The organism is Curtobacterium sp. ME-Dv--P-122a (assembly GCF_030209645.1).
Classification (GTDB): Bacteria; Actinomycetota; Actinomycetes; order Actinomycetales; family Microbacteriaceae; genus Curtobacterium; species Curtobacterium flaccumfaciens.
The window spans coordinates 79,487-93,629 of the sequence record NZ_JARVRO010000006.1 but is presented as its reverse complement, the minus strand read 5'-3'; the positions used below and the strand labels follow the sequence as shown (position 1 = coordinate 93,629).

Sequence of the window (14,143 nt, the reverse complement as noted above, 5' to 3'; positions counted from 1 at the left end):
CGCGCAGAAAAGCGAACATCGTTCGGCGACTCGTGCAGGGCGAGCGCCGAACGACCGCGCGCTCGCACGGTCGGTTCCAGGGCAGGGGATCCATGACCACCACTCCGTCGACCGTCGCACGTGCGCGCCGACTCCCACGCATCGCCGGCGCCGTGACGGCACTGGCCCTGGCGGCGGGGGCGCTCGTGGCGACAGCCGAACCGGCAGCGGCCTCTGCGGTCTGGGTCGGCTCGGCCCCGGCCGGCACCAAGATCCTGCCCGGCGACCAGGTCACGTCGCCGAACGGCCAGTTCAAGCTCATCATGCAGGGCGACGGCAACCTGGTCGAGTACGGCATCGGCAACCGCGTGCTGTGGGCGTCGAACACCGCCGGCAACTCCGGCGCGATCGCCGTGGTCGGCAAGAACCGCGCCCTCGACATCACCAAGAACGGCAAGCGTGTGGCCCGCTGGGCCTCGGCCGGCACCGTGAACTCGACCGCACTGAAGGTGCGCGCCGACGGCACGATGGCGCTGCTCGCCGGCAAGACCGTCGTCGTGAGCTGGAACGGCTACCAGGACCGCGTCCCGTCGGGGAACACCATCCTGGGCGGCACCGTGCTGCGATCCGACACCTCGAACACGCGCATCCTCAACATGCGCACCGACGGCAACCTGGTGCAGAAGGTCAGCGGTCGCGTCGTCTGGCAGTCGCGCACCGGCGGGCACCCGGGCGCCTGGGCCGAGCTGCAGGCCAAGGGCAACTTCGTCATCTGGACCCGTGACGCCTCACGCAAGAAGGTCGCGCTCTGGAGCTCGCGCACCAGCACCGCCGGGTCGGGCAACCTGCTCGTCCAGGTCGACGGCAACGTCGTGCTCTACGGCGCGAAGGACACCCGCGTCTGGTCGAGCCGACCGGTCACCGGCCTGGCCTGGCCCGTCAACGGCACGAAGATCACCGGCCGGTACGGCGACGACCGCGGCGCCGGGCACGTCCCGCGCTACCACCAGGGCACCGACGCCCCGGTGCCGGTCGGGACGGCCGTGTACGGCTCCGGGACGGGGACGGTCACCAAGACCATCGCGAACGACGCGGCCTACGGCAACTACATCGTCGTCACGTACGGCATGACGGCGGTGCTGACGGCGCACCTCAGCAAGATCGAGGTGAAGCAGGGGCAGATCGTGAAGCTCGGCACCGAGATCGCGAAGTCCGGCAACACCGGGCAGTCCACGGGGCCGCACGTGCACGTCGAGACGCGGCGGAACGGCACCCTCGTCGACCCGCTGAAGAACATGCACTTCCGCTGAGGCGGGGGCGCGGGGTTCGGACGGGGTCGCGCGGGGCGGGCGCGGGGTTCGGCGTTCGCTTCGTGAGCAGAAATGGTCGGGTCGCCTTCGGGCACCCGACCATCTCTGCACTCCAAGTGCGGGCCCCCTCGCACGGTGCGAGGGGGACGGTATCCAGGCTTGTCTATGTCGCTTGCCTTGATGGATCAAGGGCAGTAGACATAGGCTGTGAAACGTCAAGCCGTGCTCAAGCGCATCAGGATCGCGGCACGAGCGGCCGGCCTCGAGTACCGGGAAGTGGAACTCACGAACCACACCGGCATCGTCGTCGGGTCGACTCGGAGCACCGTCGGACGGCACTCCGAGATCGCCGACGGCACCGCTCGGGCGTTCTTCAAGCAGTTCGAGCAAGAGCTCGGGAAGGGGTGGTGGCGATGACCTACACGTCACGTGCGCATCGCGAGGGCAACTGGTGGATCGTGCAGAACGACCAGTTCCCCGGCGCGATCTCGCAGGTCCGTCGGCTCGACCTCGCTGCCGATGCCCAGCGTGAAGCGATCGCCTTCGTCGCCGAGGTCGATCAGGACGACGTCACCGTGGTCATCCGTGCCGTGCTCGAACCAGCCCTGGCGCGCTCGCTCGAAGAGGCCACCGCGCTGCGCGCCGAGGCCGAGGTGAAGGAGGCCCGCGCGCTCTCGCTCCGCAGGGCCATCGCAGTCTCGCTGAAGGACGACGGCCTGACCCTGCGGGACATCGCGGTCGTCCTCGGCGTCTCGTACCAGCGGGTGCACCAGCTCGTGCACGAAGGCGAGCCGGCGGCGCTCGCTGTGTCGTAACCCGCGGCGCGGATAGCCTGGGCGGGATGAGGAAGCGCGGCGGAACGGTGCTCGTGTTGGTGGCGATCGGGGTCCTGGCGGGCGTCCTGTCCGGGCTGTTCGGCGTCGGCGGTGGGGTCATCGTGGTGCCGGCGCTCATGGCCTTCGCGCAGATGGACCAGCGTCGGGCCTCGGCCACCTCGCTCGTGGCGATCGCCCCCGCGGCCGTCGTCGGCGCGGTCACCTACGCCGTGCAGGGCGAGGTGCACTGGCTCGCGGCCCTGACCCTGGCGGTCGGCAGCGTCATCGGCGCCCCGATCGGTGCCCGGCTCCTCCGTGCCCTGCCCCTCCGCGCGCTGCCGTGGATCTTCGTCGGGTTCATCGCCGTCGTGCTGGTGTCGCTGTTCACCACGGTGCCGACCCGCGGCGGCGAGGTGCACTTCGGGGCCGTCGAGGCGGTCGTCCTGCTGCTGCTCGGGCTGCTGTCGGGGGTGCTGTCCGGGCTCGTCGGGGTCGGCGGCGGGGTCGTCATCGTGCCGGGGCTCGAGGTCGTGCTCGGCGCCGGCGACCTGCTGGCGAAGGGCACGTCACTCCTCACGATGGTGCCGACGTCGCTGTCCGGGACGGTCGCGAACCTGCGGCGTCGCGCGGTCGACCTGCGGGTCGGGCTGACGGTCGGCATCACCGCCGCCGTCTGCTCGCCGGGTGGCGCCGTGCTGGCGCGCCTGGTCGACCCGCAGGTCGGCACCTGGCTGTTCGCGGCGTTCCTGGTGGTCGTCGCGGTCATCGTGCTCAGCCGCGGGCGTCGGACGGCACCACAGAACGACGCGAGCGACGGGGAGGTCGCGTGACGGGCCTCCAGGCAGGGCGCGACGCGGAAGCCGTGCTGGCGGCGTTCGCCCGCACCACCGGTGACGTCGCTGCGGCGCGGAGGGTCGCGCGGCAGTTCCACGACCTCGACGAGGGCGAACGTTCGGCGCTGCTCTGGAGCGAGGACGACGGAGCGAAGCTCGTCGCCGTCCTGCTGCTCGTGCAGGCGATGCGGGCGCACCCCGACCCGGAGCTCACCGACGAGTACCTGTCCGCTGCGAAGGCCGAGCGGTTCGAGGACCCGGTGCTCGTCGACCTTGCGGCCGAGGAACTCGTCGGCGCACCGTTGCTGGGCGCTTCGACCGGCCCGCTGTTCGCGCTAGCGAAGTCCGACGTCGCGATGGTCCGCCGGATCGCGGTCGTGGCGACCTTGGCGTTCGTGAAGCAGGGCGACGCCGAGGTGCCGCTCGGGATCGCCGGTCGCCTGGTGCGGGAGCGCAGCGAGACGGTGCAGTCGGCGCTCGGGTTGGTCCTGCGCGAGACGGGGAAGCGGGCGTCCGAGGCGGCGCTCGTCGCGTTCCTCGAGCAGAGCGGCCGGTTCCTCAGCCCGGCCGCTCGCCGGACGGCGACCGAGCACCTGCCGCCAGGGGAGCGTGACCGGCTGCGGGGCTGACCGAGCGGCGCTGTGCTGTGCTGTGAACCGACTGTGCAGTCTGCCCAACCGACCAAATGGTCGGTTACGGTCGACCGATGACCACGACCAGCACCACCCCGACCCACCGCGCCTCCGTCCGTGAGTGGGCGTCCCTCGGCGTCCTCACCCTGGCCGTGGTGCTCCTGGCGATCGACGGCACCGTGCTGGCCCTGGCGGTGCCGTCCCTGACCGCCGACCTCGACCCGACCGCGACCCAGGTGCTCTGGATCGGCGACGTCTACTCGTTCGCACTCGCCGGGTTGCTCGTCACGATGGGCAACGTCGCCGATCGGATCGGTCGGAAGCGCCTGCTGCTCCTCGGCTCCGTCGCGTTCGGACTGGCATCGGCCGCTGCGGCCTTCGCCTCGAGCCCGGAGCTGCTCATCGCCGCACGGGCACTCCTCGGCGTCGCCGGCGCCACCCTGATGCCCTCGACGCTGTCGCTGGTGCGCACGATCTTCCGCGACCCGCGGCAGCGCACCACCGCCATCGCGGTGTGGTCCGCGGGCGCGACCGGTGGTGCCGCGGCCGGACCACTCGTCGGCGGGGCGCTGCTGGAACACTTCTGGTGGGGATCGGTGTTCCTCATCAACATCCCCGTCATCGCGGTGATCGTCGTCGCCGGGGCGTTCCTGCTGCCGGAGTCCCGCGGCGGCGCCCGGACCCCGATCGACCTGCTCTCCGCGGTGCTCTCGGTGCTCGCGATCGTGCCGCTGGTCTACGCCGTGAAGCACGTCGCCGGGCACGGGTTCGACTGGACGGTGCCGGCGACCGCGTTGCTCGGGCTCGCGTCGGGCTGGTGGTTCGTCCGGCGGCAGAAACGCCTGACCACGCCGCTCATCGACCTGCAGCTGTTCCGGATCCCGGCGTTCTCCGGTGCGGTGGTCGCGAACTCGCTGTCCGTCTTCGCGCTGAGCGGTCTGCTGTTCTTCTTCTCGCAGTACCTGCAGCTGGTGCGCGGGTTCACCCCGCTGCTCGCCGGAGCCGCGGAGCTGCCGGCCACCCTGGCGTCCATCGCGGTCATCGCCGTGATCGGCCTGCTCTCCCGTCGCGTCGGCCCCGGTCGCTCCATCGGCCTCGGGCTGGCGGTCGCCGCGGTCGGCATGGCCGGACTCGCCTTCGCCGAGGGGCTGCCGACGTACTGGGGGATCGCCATCGCGCTCGCCGTGGTCGGCCTCGGCGTCGGGGTGTCGATGACGCTGGCGACGGACGCGGTCGTCGCCGCGGCTCCGCGGGAGCGTGCGGGCGCCGCCTCGGCGATCTCGGAGACCGGGTACGAGCTCGGCGTCGCGCTCGGCATCGCGGTGCTCGGGTCGCTGCAGACCGCGTTCTACCGGTCGAACCTCGACCTCACGGGCGACAGCCTGGGTTCGGGGGTCGCGGACCGGGTACGGGAGTCGTTGGCGTCGGCGAGCCAGGTACTGCAACCGGGGTCGCCGGTGCTCGAGCACGCCCGTGAAGCGTTCACCGGTGGCATGCAACTCGCCTCCGTCTGCGCCGCGGTGCTGCTCGCGGTCGCCGCCGTGGTCGCGCTCCGGGTCATCCCGAACCGGCAGGATGGACCGCATGACCACTGACCGCAGCACGGGCCCCGGCACCGGCACCGACGGCTCCCGCGACCGCGAGCGCACGCGGCAGGCCGTGCTCGAGTCCGCACGCCGATTGCTCGCCGAGCGCGGTACGCGGGTGAGCGTCGCCGAGATCGCGACCGAAGCCGGCGTCTCGAAGAGCGGGCTGCTGCACCACTTCCCGTCGAAGGACGAACTCCTGCTCGCGGTCGTCGAGCACGGGTTGGCCGCGTTCACGGACGAGGTCATGCAGCACGTGGACCTCGCCGAGAACCGACCGGGCAAGGTCCTGCGCGCCTACGTCCGGACGCTCTGCGGCGGCAGCGAGCAGGCGATGGACCTGTTCGCACCGTCGTCGCACTGGCCCGGTCTGATGGCCGTCCCGGGGATCGCCGCGGCCGTCGCCGCCGACGCCGAGCACTGGCGGACGCTGTTCGCACGCGACGGCCTGCCCGAGGACCGCGCACTGGTGGTCCGGCACGCGGCCGAGGGCCTCGCGGCCGCGGTCGGCATGCCGCCCTACCTGGACGAGCGGGAGCTCGCGGTCGCGCGCGACGCCTTGCTCGCCCTGGCAGAACCCGCCTGAGGCGACGGCCGGGAGGCCCGGTGCGGGTCCGCCCCGCTGCTGGCCCCCGGCGTGCACCGGCCCCACCGCCGTGCCGGTCCGACGCCTAGGCTGCGGGCATGCACACCGAGGTGCCCCGGATCGACGCCGGACTCGTCGAACGACTCGTCGCGGAGCAGTTCCCCGACTGGGCCGACCTGCCCGTGCGCGAGGTCGACCACCAGGGCTGGGACAACCGCACCTACCGGCTCGGGGACGCCCTGTCGGTGCGACTGCCGAGCGCGGCCGGCTACGTGGCCGCGGTCGAGAAGGAGCAGGACGTCCTGCCGTACCTCGCCCGGCGGCTGGACGTCGCGGTCCCGGAGCCCGTGGCGCTCGGGGAACCGGGCCAGGGGTACCCGTTCCCGTGGTCGGTGCGGCGGTGGCTCGACGGGGTGCCCGCCGTGCAGGTCGACGACCTCGACCACGAGCGCTTCGCTGCCGAGGTCGGTGCCGTGCTCCGGCAGCTCCGGAGCGTCCCGGCGACGGGCGGCCCCACCGCCGGCGCGCACTCGTTCCACCGCGGGGAGCACCCGTCCGTGTACGACGCCGAGGTGCGGACGGCGCTCGACACGCTCGGCGGCGGCAGCGGCAGGACCGGCGGCACCGTCGTCGACCGCGGCGCGTGCGAAGCGGTCTGGGCCGAGGCCCTCGCCAGCCGGTGGGAGGCGCCGGCCGTCTGGTTCCACGGCGACGTCGCCCCGGGCAACCTGCTCGTCGACGACACCGGGCGGCTGTGCGCGGTGATCGACTTCGGCACGTGCGGCGTGGGCGACCCGGCGTGCGACCTCGTGCTCGCGTGGACGATGCTGGACGGCCCGGCGCGACGGGTGTTCCGGCAGGCGGTCGACCTGGACGACGACACATGGGCGCGCGCCCGGGGCTGGGCGCTGTGGAAGGCGCTCATCATGCTCGCCGGCAGCGGCGGACCGGGGCGCCGTGACGAGCACGAGCGGGTCCTCGCGGCCGTCCTCACCTGAGGTCGCGGCCACGGCTGCCCACCCGCGCCGACGTGCGCGAGGGGGACGCGGGGCTGGGAGCGTCCACGGGGCGGGCGCGTACCGAGGAGGGGAACGCGAGTCGTGCCTCCAGGCAGGCTCGAAGCGACCACGAGAGGAACGCAACGTGCGCGCACTGACCTACCAGGGCACCGAGAAGGTGTCCGTCGAGACCGTCCCCGACCCGACCATCCAGGAGCCGACCGACGCGATCGTGCGGATCACCTCCACGGCGATCTGCGGCTCCGACCTGCACCTGTACCGCGTGCTCGGCCCGTACATCGACCGCGGCGACGTCCTCGGCCACGAGCCGATGGGCATCGTGGAAGAGGTCGGATCCGGCGTCACGAACTTGAAGGTCGGCGACCGGGTCGTCATCCCCTTCAACATCTCCTGCGGCCACTGCTGGATGTGCCAGCACGGCCTGCAGTCGCAGTGCGAGACCACCCAGGTGACCGAGTACGGCACCGGTGCCTCGCTGTTCGGCTACACGAAGATGTACGGCCAGGTCCCCGGTGGCCAGGCGGAGTACCTGCGCGTGCCGCACGCCGACTACGGCCCCATCGTCGTGCCGGACGACGGCACCCCCGACGACCGCTGGCTGTTCCTGAGCGACATCCTGCCGACTGCGTGGCAGGCCGTGCAGTACGCCCAGGTGCCCGAGGGCGGCACGCTCGCCGTGCTCGGTCTCGGCCCGGTCGGCCAGTTCGCCGCCCGCATCGGCAAGCACCTCGGCTACCGCGTGCTCGCCGTCGACCCCGAGCAGGTCCGCCGCGACCTGGGGGCGAAGCACGGTGCCGAGGTGTTCGACCTGACGAAGGACCTGGTGCCCGAGCTCGTCGACCTGACCGACGGCCGCGGCCCCGACGGGGTCGTCGACGCCGTCGGCATGGAGGCCCACGGCAACCCGCTGGCGGGCTTCGCCCAGCGCGCCGCCGGCCTGCTGCCCGACAAGCTCGCGCAGAAGGCGATCGAGACCGCCGGTGTCGACCGACTGGCGGCCGTGCACGCTGCCATCGACCTGGTCCGCCGCGGCGGCACCGTCTCGCTGAGCGGTGTCTACGGCGGCATGGCCGACCCGATGCCGATGATGACGCTGTTCGACAAGCAGATCACCATCCGCGAGGGCCAGTGCAACGTGAAGCGCTGGATCGACGACATCATGCCGCTCGTCTCGGACCCGTCGGACCCGCTCGGCACGCTCGACCTGACCACCCACCGCGTCTCGCTCGAGGATGCCCCGCACATGTACGAGGTCTTCCAGAAGAAGCAGGACGACTGCGTCAAGGTCGTGCTCGACCCCGCGATGGCCGCGGCCTGATGCGCGTCGTCGTCGTCGGTGCGACCGGCAACGTCGGGACGGCGGTGCTCCGTCGGCTCGCGGCCGTGCGCGCTGACGGCGACGGGGCCACCGGCCGTGATGGCGCCAGCGGTGACACCGGCCGTCACGCCGCCGGTGACGCCGCCGACGTCCAGATCGTCGGTGTCGCCCGGCGGCTGCCGGACCTGCGCGCCGAGCCGTACGACGCCGCCGTCTGGCACGCCGTCGACGTCGGCGCCGCGGACGCCGTGGACCAGCTCGCCTCCGTGTTCCAGGGTGCCGACGCCGTCGTCCACCTGGCGTGGGCCCTGCAACCGACGCACGACATCCCCGCGCAGCACCGCACGAACGTGACCGGCACGGCGAACGTCCTGGCGGCCGTGGCGCGGGCCGAGGTGCCCCAGGTCGTCCTCGCGTCCTCGGTCGGTGCTTACCGCGGGGTGGACGTCGACGGCAAGCGCATCCCCGTGGACGAGAGCTGGCCGACGGACGGGATCCCGACGGCGACGTACTCGATCCACAAGGCCGCCAACGAGGCCGCGATGGACGCGTTCGAGGCCGAACACCCCTCGGTGACCGTCACCCGGCTGCGCCCGGGACTGATCTTCCAGCGGGACGCCGCCGCCGAGATCCGGGGGCTGTTCCTCGGACACCTCGTGCCGATGTCGATCGTGCGGTGGATCCGCTGGCTCGTGCTGCCGCTGCCGTACCCGTTCGTGTTCCAGGCCGTGCACGCCGACGACGTTGCCGACGCCTACTGGCGAGCGGTCGACCGACGGGCAGCGGGGGCGTTCAACATCGCGGCCTCGCCCGTGCTCAACCCGCCGCGACTGGCCCGGGCCTTCGGCATGCTCGGCGCCGTCCGGATCCCGCTGCGGTTGCTCCGCGGGATCGTGACGGTGACGTGGCGGCTGCGGTTGCAGCCGACGGACGCCGGGTGGATCGACATCGCCGCCGGCGTGCCGATCATGCGGACCGACCGTGCCCGGTCGGTGCTCGGATGGGAGGCCCGACACACCTCCGAAGAAGCGTTGCGTGCACTCGTGGCCGGCTTCGCGGACGGTGCGAAAGTTCCGGGATCGGGGCCGCTGCGCGGCTGAGCGGGCCGGGGGAGGCCGGGGTGGTGCGTGGCGCGCTGGCTGAGTGGGGCTCGCGCTGCCGAGTCGAATCGGGCGTACCGGGTGATTTCGGGCGTACCGGGTCGAAAGTCCCGACCAGGTACGCCCGGTTCCACGTTCCATCGCGGGCGTTCTGGGAAGGAACGTCCGCTCGTGTTCGCCGTCTCGCGCTACGCTTCGCTCGTCGTTGTGAGAAGGGGGAGCGCGATGGTGCTCAGTTGGTCCGCGTTCAGTGAGCTCGAGGGTCCGGGGGAGTCGGGGATGCCCGATCTGTTCGACGGCTGGTTCGGCATCGCGTTCGGGGTCGTCGCCGCGTTGGCGATCCTCACGACCCTGACGATCGTCATCCTGTCGCTCTACCGCGGCAAGCGGATGGCCGACCGTGGTCAGAACCCGCTCACGATGCAGGAGGACATCGCGTACCAGGCGATGCAGAGCCGCACGTTCGCACCGGACAAGCCGCTCGAACAGCGGCTCGCCGAACTCGACGACCTGCACGCCCGCGGCGTGATCTCCGACGAGGAGCACCGCAGCGCCCGAGCCGAAGCGCTGCGCGCACGATGATGGCCTCCGAAGAAGTGCACAACCCCCTGATCCCGCCGGTCTACGACCTCGTCTGGACCCTGCTGATGGCGCTCATCGTCGTCGCGGTCATCGTCGCCGTGTGCATCGCGGTCGTCCGCAGTCGGCGCCCGCACGGTGCCCGTCGGAGCTCGCCGGAACAGCGGCTCCTCGAACTCGACGAGCTGCACGCCCGCGGGGTCATCACCGACGACGAGCGTCGAGCCGCGCGGGCCGAGGCCCTGCGCGGTTGAGCATCCCCGACTTCGACGTCGAGCCCGCTGTCGGACCGCGCTTCTGGTCGCGGGTCCTGGGCGTCGTCTCCGCGGTGACCGGGGTGCTCGCGGTCATCGGGTGGCCGCTGCCCATCGTCTCCGGGCGCACGGAGCGGGCGCACGCGTGGGAGCGAACCGTGCAGGGTGTCCAGGACTGGCTCGCCTTCGACGGTTGGCGCCTGTCCGGCTCGTCCTGGGTCTACGGGGCGGCGTCGATCGCGGCCTTGGTGGGAGCGATCACCCTGCTGCGACCCGAGTGGAGCAGTGCGCGGAAGTTCATCGTCGTGGTGGCGCCGACGGGCGCCCTGCTGGTGGTCGGACCTGCGGTGCAGTGGGCAGTCGGTCTGCCGTGGTCCAACTACGGCCAGGGTTCCACCGGCGGCATCGCGCTCGGCATCCTCGCGGCGTCGGTCGGCGGTGCCGTCGTCGTGGGGCTCCGGGCCCTGATCCCCAGGAGTGTCCAGCCCGAGGACGACGTGAACCCGCCACCCCGCGGGGTTCGCTGACCCGGACGTAGAGTGGTCGGGTGCTGCTGCCGACGGACCTGCTCGGGGTGTGGGACCTGCACCGCTCCGTGCGCGACCACCGCGCCGGTGCCACGGGGATCGTCACCGGGACCACCACCCTGACCCGTGTCGGTGACGGCGAGGTGCGCTGGGACGAGTCGGGCGTGATGACCTTCGACGGCCGGACGACCCCGGTGTCACGGACCCTGGCCCTGCGGCGGACGAGTACCGGCGGCTGGACCGTGCACTTCTCCGACGGTCGGGTGTTCCACGACTGGGTCTGGGGCACGAGCGTCGCCCACGCCTGCGCTCCGGACGACTACACGGGTGCCTTCGACGGCGACGAAGACCGCTGGACGGTGCGGTGGGAAGCGCGCGGACCGGCGAAGGACTACCGGCTGGACAGCGTCCTCACCCGACCCGGGTCGTGACCCGCGGGTCGGCGGTCACCGCCAGACTGGGGTCATGGCACGCTCCTCCGGCACCGACGCCCCGCGCATCACCCTGACCGAACCGACGAACCTCGAGGACTGGGTGCCAGCACCCGGTGACGTCCTGACGGGTGACCGCATCGAGGGCAAGCGCATCGACGTCCTCGACCTGGCCGGCGAGCGACTGCCCGACCTGGAGATCGAGGAGTGCGTCATCGACACGTTCCGGGGCGACGACGCGGACTTCCGTGGGCTCCGGGTCCGTGACTCGATCATCGACTCGCTCGACGCCCCGATCCTGCGGGCGTCGAGCAGCACGTGGCGCGAGGTCCGGGTCTCCGGCGGGCGCGTCGGCTCGGCGGAGCTGTACGACTCCGGGCTGAACGGCGTCGAGTTCGTCGGCATGAAGTTCGGGTTCGTGAACCTCCGCGGCTCGACGATCACCGACGTGGTGTTCCGCGACTGCGTCATCGACGAGCTCGACATCGCCGACGCGAAGCTGCTGCGGGTGTCGTTCGACGGCAGCAGCATCCGCGCCGCCGAGGGGTCGAACACCCGCATCGACCACGTGGACCTGCGTGGAGCGGACCTCGATCGGGTCGAGCGGCTCGAGGGGTTCCGCGGGGCCACGATCGGCGCCGACCAGCTGTACACGCTCGCGCCGCTGCTGGCCGCACAGGCTGGCTACCGCGTCGACTGACCGAGCCCGGGTTTCGCGCTCACCGACACTCCACGCCCGCCCGGCCCCGCGAACTGTCGCTCAGCGCGAAACATCGGCCGCACTGACCCCGGCCAGCGCCGCCGCCAGGTCGGCCTGCACCAGGTCGCCGTGCACCGCCGCGCCCGTCTGGGTGCCGGCCGCCGCCGACGCGATGACCGTCGCCATCGGGGCCGTCACGTTGCCGGCTGCGTAGACCCCGCGCACGGCGGTCTGCCCGGCGGCGTCCACGGTCAGCGCCGTCGCGAACCGGTGGTCGCCCATGAACTGGTCGGTGGCGGCGAGGCCGAGCCCGGACAGGAAGTCCACCCGCGCCTCGGGCCGGCTCGCCGTGGCCAGGGCATCGAGCTCGACGTACGACCCGTCGCCGAGCCGGACCCCGGTCAGCCGGTCACCCTCGGAGACCACGGCGGCGACGGGACCCTCGACGACCGAGACGCCGCGGGCGGCCAAACCGGCCAGGGCGGTGTCGTCCATCAGGGCCGGATCGGTCAGGAACGCGGTCACCCGATCGCTCAGCGCCCGGAACATGAGCGCGTGGTGTGCGCCGTTCGGCGTCGTGACGAGGACCCCGATCCGCTGGTCACGGATCTCCCACCCGTGGCAGAACGGGCAGTGCACGACCCCGCGCCCCCACTGCTCGGCCAGGCCCGGGACCTCCGGCAGGACGTCCACGGCGCCGGAGGCGACGACCAGCCTTCGCGCCGTGACGATCGCGCCGGAGTCCAGCGTGACCGAGAAGCCGACCGGGTCGTGACCGTCACCGGTCGCGGCGGACGTGGCCACGATCCTCCCGGCCGTGACCTGGACGCCGTAGGCGGCGACCTCGTCGCGACCGATGCGGACCAGCTCGGCGGGCGCGACGCCCTCGTGGCCGAGGTAGTTGTGCGCGCCGGCCGCCGGGGCGTTGCGGGGCTCGCCGGAGTCGACGACGAGCACCGAGCGCCGCGAACGGCCGAGGATGAGGGCGGCGGAGAGGCCGGCGGCCGAGCCGCCGATGACGATGACGTCGAAGTGTTCAGGCATGCGCTGATCATGCGGCGGATCGAGCGTGAACAGCAACGAAGTTTGCCGGTGTGGCAACATGGCCGTCATGGGACACGGCAAGCAGGACACGACCGCCCCGCGCACGACGGCCGAGGTCGTCGACGGGGTCGGCCCCCGCCTGCGCGCGCTGCGTGCCCACCGCGACGTCACGCTCGCCGCGCTGTCCGAGCAGACGGGGGTCTCGGTGAGCACCCTGTCGCGGCTCGAGTCCGGCCAGCGGAAGCCCACGCTGGAACTGCTGCTGCCCCTCGCCCGGGCGTACCAGGTGCCCCTCGACGACCTGGTCGGCGCACCGCAGACCGGCGACCCGCGCGTGCACATGAAGCCCGAGGTGCACGGCGGCCGCGTGGTCGTGCCGCTGACGAAGCGGACCGGCGGGGTGCGCTCCTTCAAGCAGCTGTTCCCGCCGAACACCCCGGGTGGGGAGCCGTCGCTCAAGACGCACGAGGGCTACGAGTGGCTCTACGTGCTGTCCGGACGGCTCCGCCTCGTGCTGGGGGAGCACGACCTCGACCTCGGACCCGGTGAGGTCGCCGAGTTCGACACCCACACCCCGCACTGGATGGGCAACGTGACCGACTCCGTCACCGAGGTGCTGTGCCTGTACGGGCCGCAGGGTGAGCGGGCGCACGTGCGGTCTCGACCCGCCCGGTGACCCGCTGCGTCAGTCCGTGAAGACGTTCGCCACGACGTCGTCGAGCAGATCCGTCGTCTCGATGTTCGACTGCTGGATGTGGATGCCGAGGTCACCCCGCGTGAAGTACGTGTCGCCGTCCGTGACCGGGTACTGCGAGTTCTTCGAGACCTTCTGGCACAGGTACCCGTCGGACTCGTCGCCGCAGTCGTAGCCCTTCGCCGAGAGCTGCTCGAGCGCGTCGCGGGCCGCGGCCGGGTCGACGGCGTCGACCGCGATGGACAGGTACGAGATGTCGGCCTGCGGCTCCCGCCACACGCAGTACAGGCGCTTGCCGTCGCTCTGCAGCGCCGGGGTGAACGAGCTCTTCGGGATCGCGATCGGGTCGCCGACGACCGACGGGTCGTTGAGCGGTGCCGATGCGAACGCCTTGTCCCACTTGCCAGGGGTGATCAGGTCGGTGCAGCTGGCCGGGACGGTGACGGTCTCGTCGCTCGGGGCCCCGGTGTCGGTGGGGCTCGGAGCGGTCGTGGTGTCGGTCGGGCTCGGTGCCGTCGTCGGGTCGGCAGCGGTGGTCGCGGTGTCGCTCGCGGGTCCGGCCGGTCCGGCCTGGGCGCAGCCGGTCAGGGCGAGGCCCGCAGCCACCAGGGCAGCGAGCGTGATCGTGTGGCGCATGGTTCCCCTTCGTCCGGTCGCGTCAGGTCGTGACCTTCGCTCACGAACGTACCGACCGAGGTCCGAGGTGGCTGAGACCGTCACCGATTCGTTGTCCCCT

The 14,143-nt window shown here is 72.2% G+C and carries 18 protein-coding genes; 16 read left to right on the top strand and 2 right to left on the bottom strand.

All coding sequences use genetic code 11. The annotated features are described in order from the left end of the window. Positions 1-92: 92 nt before the first annotated feature. The 15 genes from QRN49_RS05220 (at position 93) to QRN49_RS05150 (ending at position 11,669) form a co-directional block, all read left to right on the top strand. Positions 93-1,289, top strand: coding sequence for a peptidoglycan DD-metalloendopeptidase family protein (locus QRN49_RS05220; protein ID WP_110865535.1), 1,197 nt, complete (start codon positions 93-95; stop codon positions 1,287-1,289). A 207-nt stretch (positions 1,290-1,496) separates the two neighbouring features. Further along, on the top strand, positions 1,497-1,706 hold the full coding sequence (locus QRN49_RS05215) for a ribonuclease PH (RefSeq protein ID WP_217499911.1): 210 nt from the start codon (positions 1,497-1,499) through the stop codon (positions 1,704-1,706). Continuing rightward, positions 1,703-2,104 carry a hypothetical protein gene (locus QRN49_RS05210; protein ID WP_284754201.1) on the top strand — a complete coding sequence of 134 codons (402 nt, stop codon included), beginning with the start codon at positions 1,703-1,705 and terminating at the stop codon, positions 2,102-2,104. The genes QRN49_RS05215 and QRN49_RS05210 overlap by 4 nt, the downstream gene beginning before the upstream one ends. Positions 2,105-2,130: 26 nt before the next feature. Next, positions 2,131-2,934, top strand: a complete 804-nt coding sequence (locus QRN49_RS05205; RefSeq protein ID WP_259572824.1) for a sulfite exporter TauE/SafE family protein — start codon at positions 2,131-2,133, stop codon at positions 2,932-2,934. Beyond that, positions 2,931-3,566 (top strand): DNA alkylation repair protein, encoded by a 636-nt coding sequence (locus tag QRN49_RS05200; RefSeq protein ID WP_181438059.1) that lies wholly within the window; start codon positions 2,931-2,933, stop codon positions 3,564-3,566. The genes QRN49_RS05205 and QRN49_RS05200 overlap by 4 nt, the downstream gene beginning before the upstream one ends. A gap of 77 nt (positions 3,567-3,643) precedes the next feature. Continuing rightward, entirely contained in the window at positions 3,644-5,164 is a 1,521-nt protein-coding gene (locus QRN49_RS05195; protein ID WP_111040079.1) for an MFS transporter, read from the top strand. After that, the gene (locus tag QRN49_RS05190; RefSeq protein WP_051597141.1) at positions 5,154-5,741 is read left to right on the top strand and encodes a TetR/AcrR family transcriptional regulator; all 588 of its coding nucleotides are present in this window, start codon (positions 5,154-5,156) and stop codon (positions 5,739-5,741) included. The genes QRN49_RS05195 and QRN49_RS05190 overlap by 11 nt, the downstream gene beginning before the upstream one ends. Positions 5,742-5,839: 98 nt before the next feature. Then, complete coding sequence (locus QRN49_RS05185; RefSeq protein WP_259572827.1) at positions 5,840-6,739, top strand: aminoglycoside phosphotransferase family protein; 900 nt, start codon at positions 5,840-5,842, stop codon at positions 6,737-6,739. Between the two features lie 145 nt (positions 6,740-6,884). Further along, positions 6,885-8,078, top strand: a complete 1,194-nt coding sequence (locus QRN49_RS05180; protein WP_284754188.1) for a zinc-dependent alcohol dehydrogenase — start codon at positions 6,885-6,887, stop codon at positions 8,076-8,078. Next, positions 8,078-9,178, top strand: coding sequence for an NAD-dependent epimerase/dehydratase family protein (locus QRN49_RS05175; protein WP_284754186.1), 1,101 nt, complete (start codon positions 8,078-8,080; stop codon positions 9,176-9,178). Before QRN49_RS05180 ends, QRN49_RS05175 begins: the two co-directional genes overlap by 1 nt. 225 nt (positions 9,179-9,403) lie before the next feature. Next, complete coding sequence (locus tag QRN49_RS05170; RefSeq protein ID WP_284754184.1) at positions 9,404-9,760, top strand: SHOCT domain-containing protein; 357 nt, start codon at positions 9,404-9,406, stop codon at positions 9,758-9,760. Continuing rightward, positions 9,760-10,011, top strand: coding sequence for a hypothetical protein (locus tag QRN49_RS05165; RefSeq protein WP_284754182.1), 252 nt, complete (start codon positions 9,760-9,762; stop codon positions 10,009-10,011). Before QRN49_RS05170 ends, QRN49_RS05165 begins: the two co-directional genes overlap by 1 nt. Next, the gene (locus tag QRN49_RS05160) at positions 10,008-10,538 is read left to right on the top strand and encodes a hypothetical protein (RefSeq protein ID WP_209082480.1); all 531 of its coding nucleotides are present in this window, start codon (positions 10,008-10,010) and stop codon (positions 10,536-10,538) included. The genes QRN49_RS05165 and QRN49_RS05160 overlap by 4 nt, the downstream gene beginning before the upstream one ends. A 20-nt stretch (positions 10,539-10,558) precedes the next feature. Beyond that, positions 10,559-10,969 (top strand): DUF6314 family protein, encoded by a 411-nt coding sequence (locus QRN49_RS05155; protein WP_282819200.1) that lies wholly within the window; start codon positions 10,559-10,561, stop codon positions 10,967-10,969. A 34-nt stretch (positions 10,970-11,003) separates the two neighbouring features. Then, positions 11,004-11,669, top strand: a complete 666-nt coding sequence (locus QRN49_RS05150) for a pentapeptide repeat-containing protein (RefSeq protein ID WP_071404847.1) — start codon at positions 11,004-11,006, stop codon at positions 11,667-11,669. 60 nt (positions 11,670-11,729) lie between these two features. On the opposite strand, the gene QRN49_RS05145 is transcribed toward QRN49_RS05150, so the two are convergent. After that, positions 11,730-12,713 carry an NAD(P)/FAD-dependent oxidoreductase gene (locus QRN49_RS05145; protein WP_284754175.1) on the bottom strand — a complete coding sequence of 328 codons (984 nt, stop codon included), beginning with the start codon at positions 12,711-12,713 and terminating at the stop codon, positions 11,730-11,732. Between the two features lie 58 nt (positions 12,714-12,771). Here QRN49_RS05145 and QRN49_RS05140 point away from each other — a divergent pair, with 58 nt between their 5' ends. After that, the gene (locus QRN49_RS05140; RefSeq protein WP_284754173.1) at positions 12,772-13,389 is read left to right on the top strand and encodes a helix-turn-helix domain-containing protein; all 618 of its coding nucleotides are present in this window, start codon (positions 12,772-12,774) and stop codon (positions 13,387-13,389) included. Positions 13,390-13,398: 9 nt separating this feature from the next. Here QRN49_RS05140 and QRN49_RS05135 read toward each other — a convergent pair whose 3' ends face one another. Then, on the bottom strand, positions 13,399-14,043 hold the full coding sequence (locus tag QRN49_RS05135; RefSeq protein WP_284754171.1) for a hypothetical protein: 645 nt from the start codon (positions 14,041-14,043) through the stop codon (positions 13,399-13,401). Positions 14,044-14,143 lie beyond the last annotated feature (100 nt).

What these genes read in the sequence shown, in the direction of transcription:
- QRN49_RS05185 (WP_259572827.1), top strand. Translation starts at nt 5,840, where the DNA reads ATGCACACCGAGGTGCCCCGGATCGACGCCGGACTCGTCGAACGACTC.
- QRN49_RS05175 (WP_284754186.1), top strand. Translation starts at nt 8,078, where the DNA reads ATGCGCGTCGTCGTCGTCGGTGCGACCGGCAACGTCGGGACGGCGGTG.
- QRN49_RS05170 (WP_284754184.1), top strand. Translation starts at nt 9,404, where the DNA reads ATGGTGCTCAGTTGGTCCGCGTTCAGTGAGCTCGAGGGTCCGGGGGAG.
- QRN49_RS05135 (WP_284754171.1), bottom strand. Translation starts at nt 14,043, where the DNA reads ATGCGCCACACGATCACGCTCGCTGCCCTGGTGGCTGCGGGCCTCGCC.
- QRN49_RS05195 (WP_111040079.1), top strand. Translation starts at nt 3,644, where the DNA reads ATGACCACGACCAGCACCACCCCGACCCACCGCGCCTCCGTCCGTGAG.
- QRN49_RS05210 (WP_284754201.1), top strand. Translation starts at nt 1,703, where the DNA reads ATGACCTACACGTCACGTGCGCATCGCGAGGGCAACTGGTGGATCGTG.
- QRN49_RS05140 (WP_284754173.1), top strand. Translation starts at nt 12,772, where the DNA reads ATGGCCGTCATGGGACACGGCAAGCAGGACACGACCGCCCCGCGCACG.
- QRN49_RS05220 (WP_110865535.1), top strand. Translation starts at nt 93, where the DNA reads ATGACCACCACTCCGTCGACCGTCGCACGTGCGCGCCGACTCCCACGC.
- QRN49_RS05205 (WP_259572824.1), top strand. Translation starts at nt 2,131, where the DNA reads ATGAGGAAGCGCGGCGGAACGGTGCTCGTGTTGGTGGCGATCGGGGTC.
- QRN49_RS05150 (WP_071404847.1), top strand. Translation starts at nt 11,004, where the DNA reads ATGGCACGCTCCTCCGGCACCGACGCCCCGCGCATCACCCTGACCGAA.
- QRN49_RS05145 (WP_284754175.1), bottom strand. Translation starts at nt 12,713, where the DNA reads ATGCCTGAACACTTCGACGTCATCGTCATCGGCGGCTCGGCCGCCGGC.
- QRN49_RS05165 (WP_284754182.1), top strand. Translation starts at nt 9,760, where the DNA reads ATGGCCTCCGAAGAAGTGCACAACCCCCTGATCCCGCCGGTCTACGAC.
- QRN49_RS05190 (WP_051597141.1), top strand. Translation starts at nt 5,154, where the DNA reads ATGACCACTGACCGCAGCACGGGCCCCGGCACCGGCACCGACGGCTCC.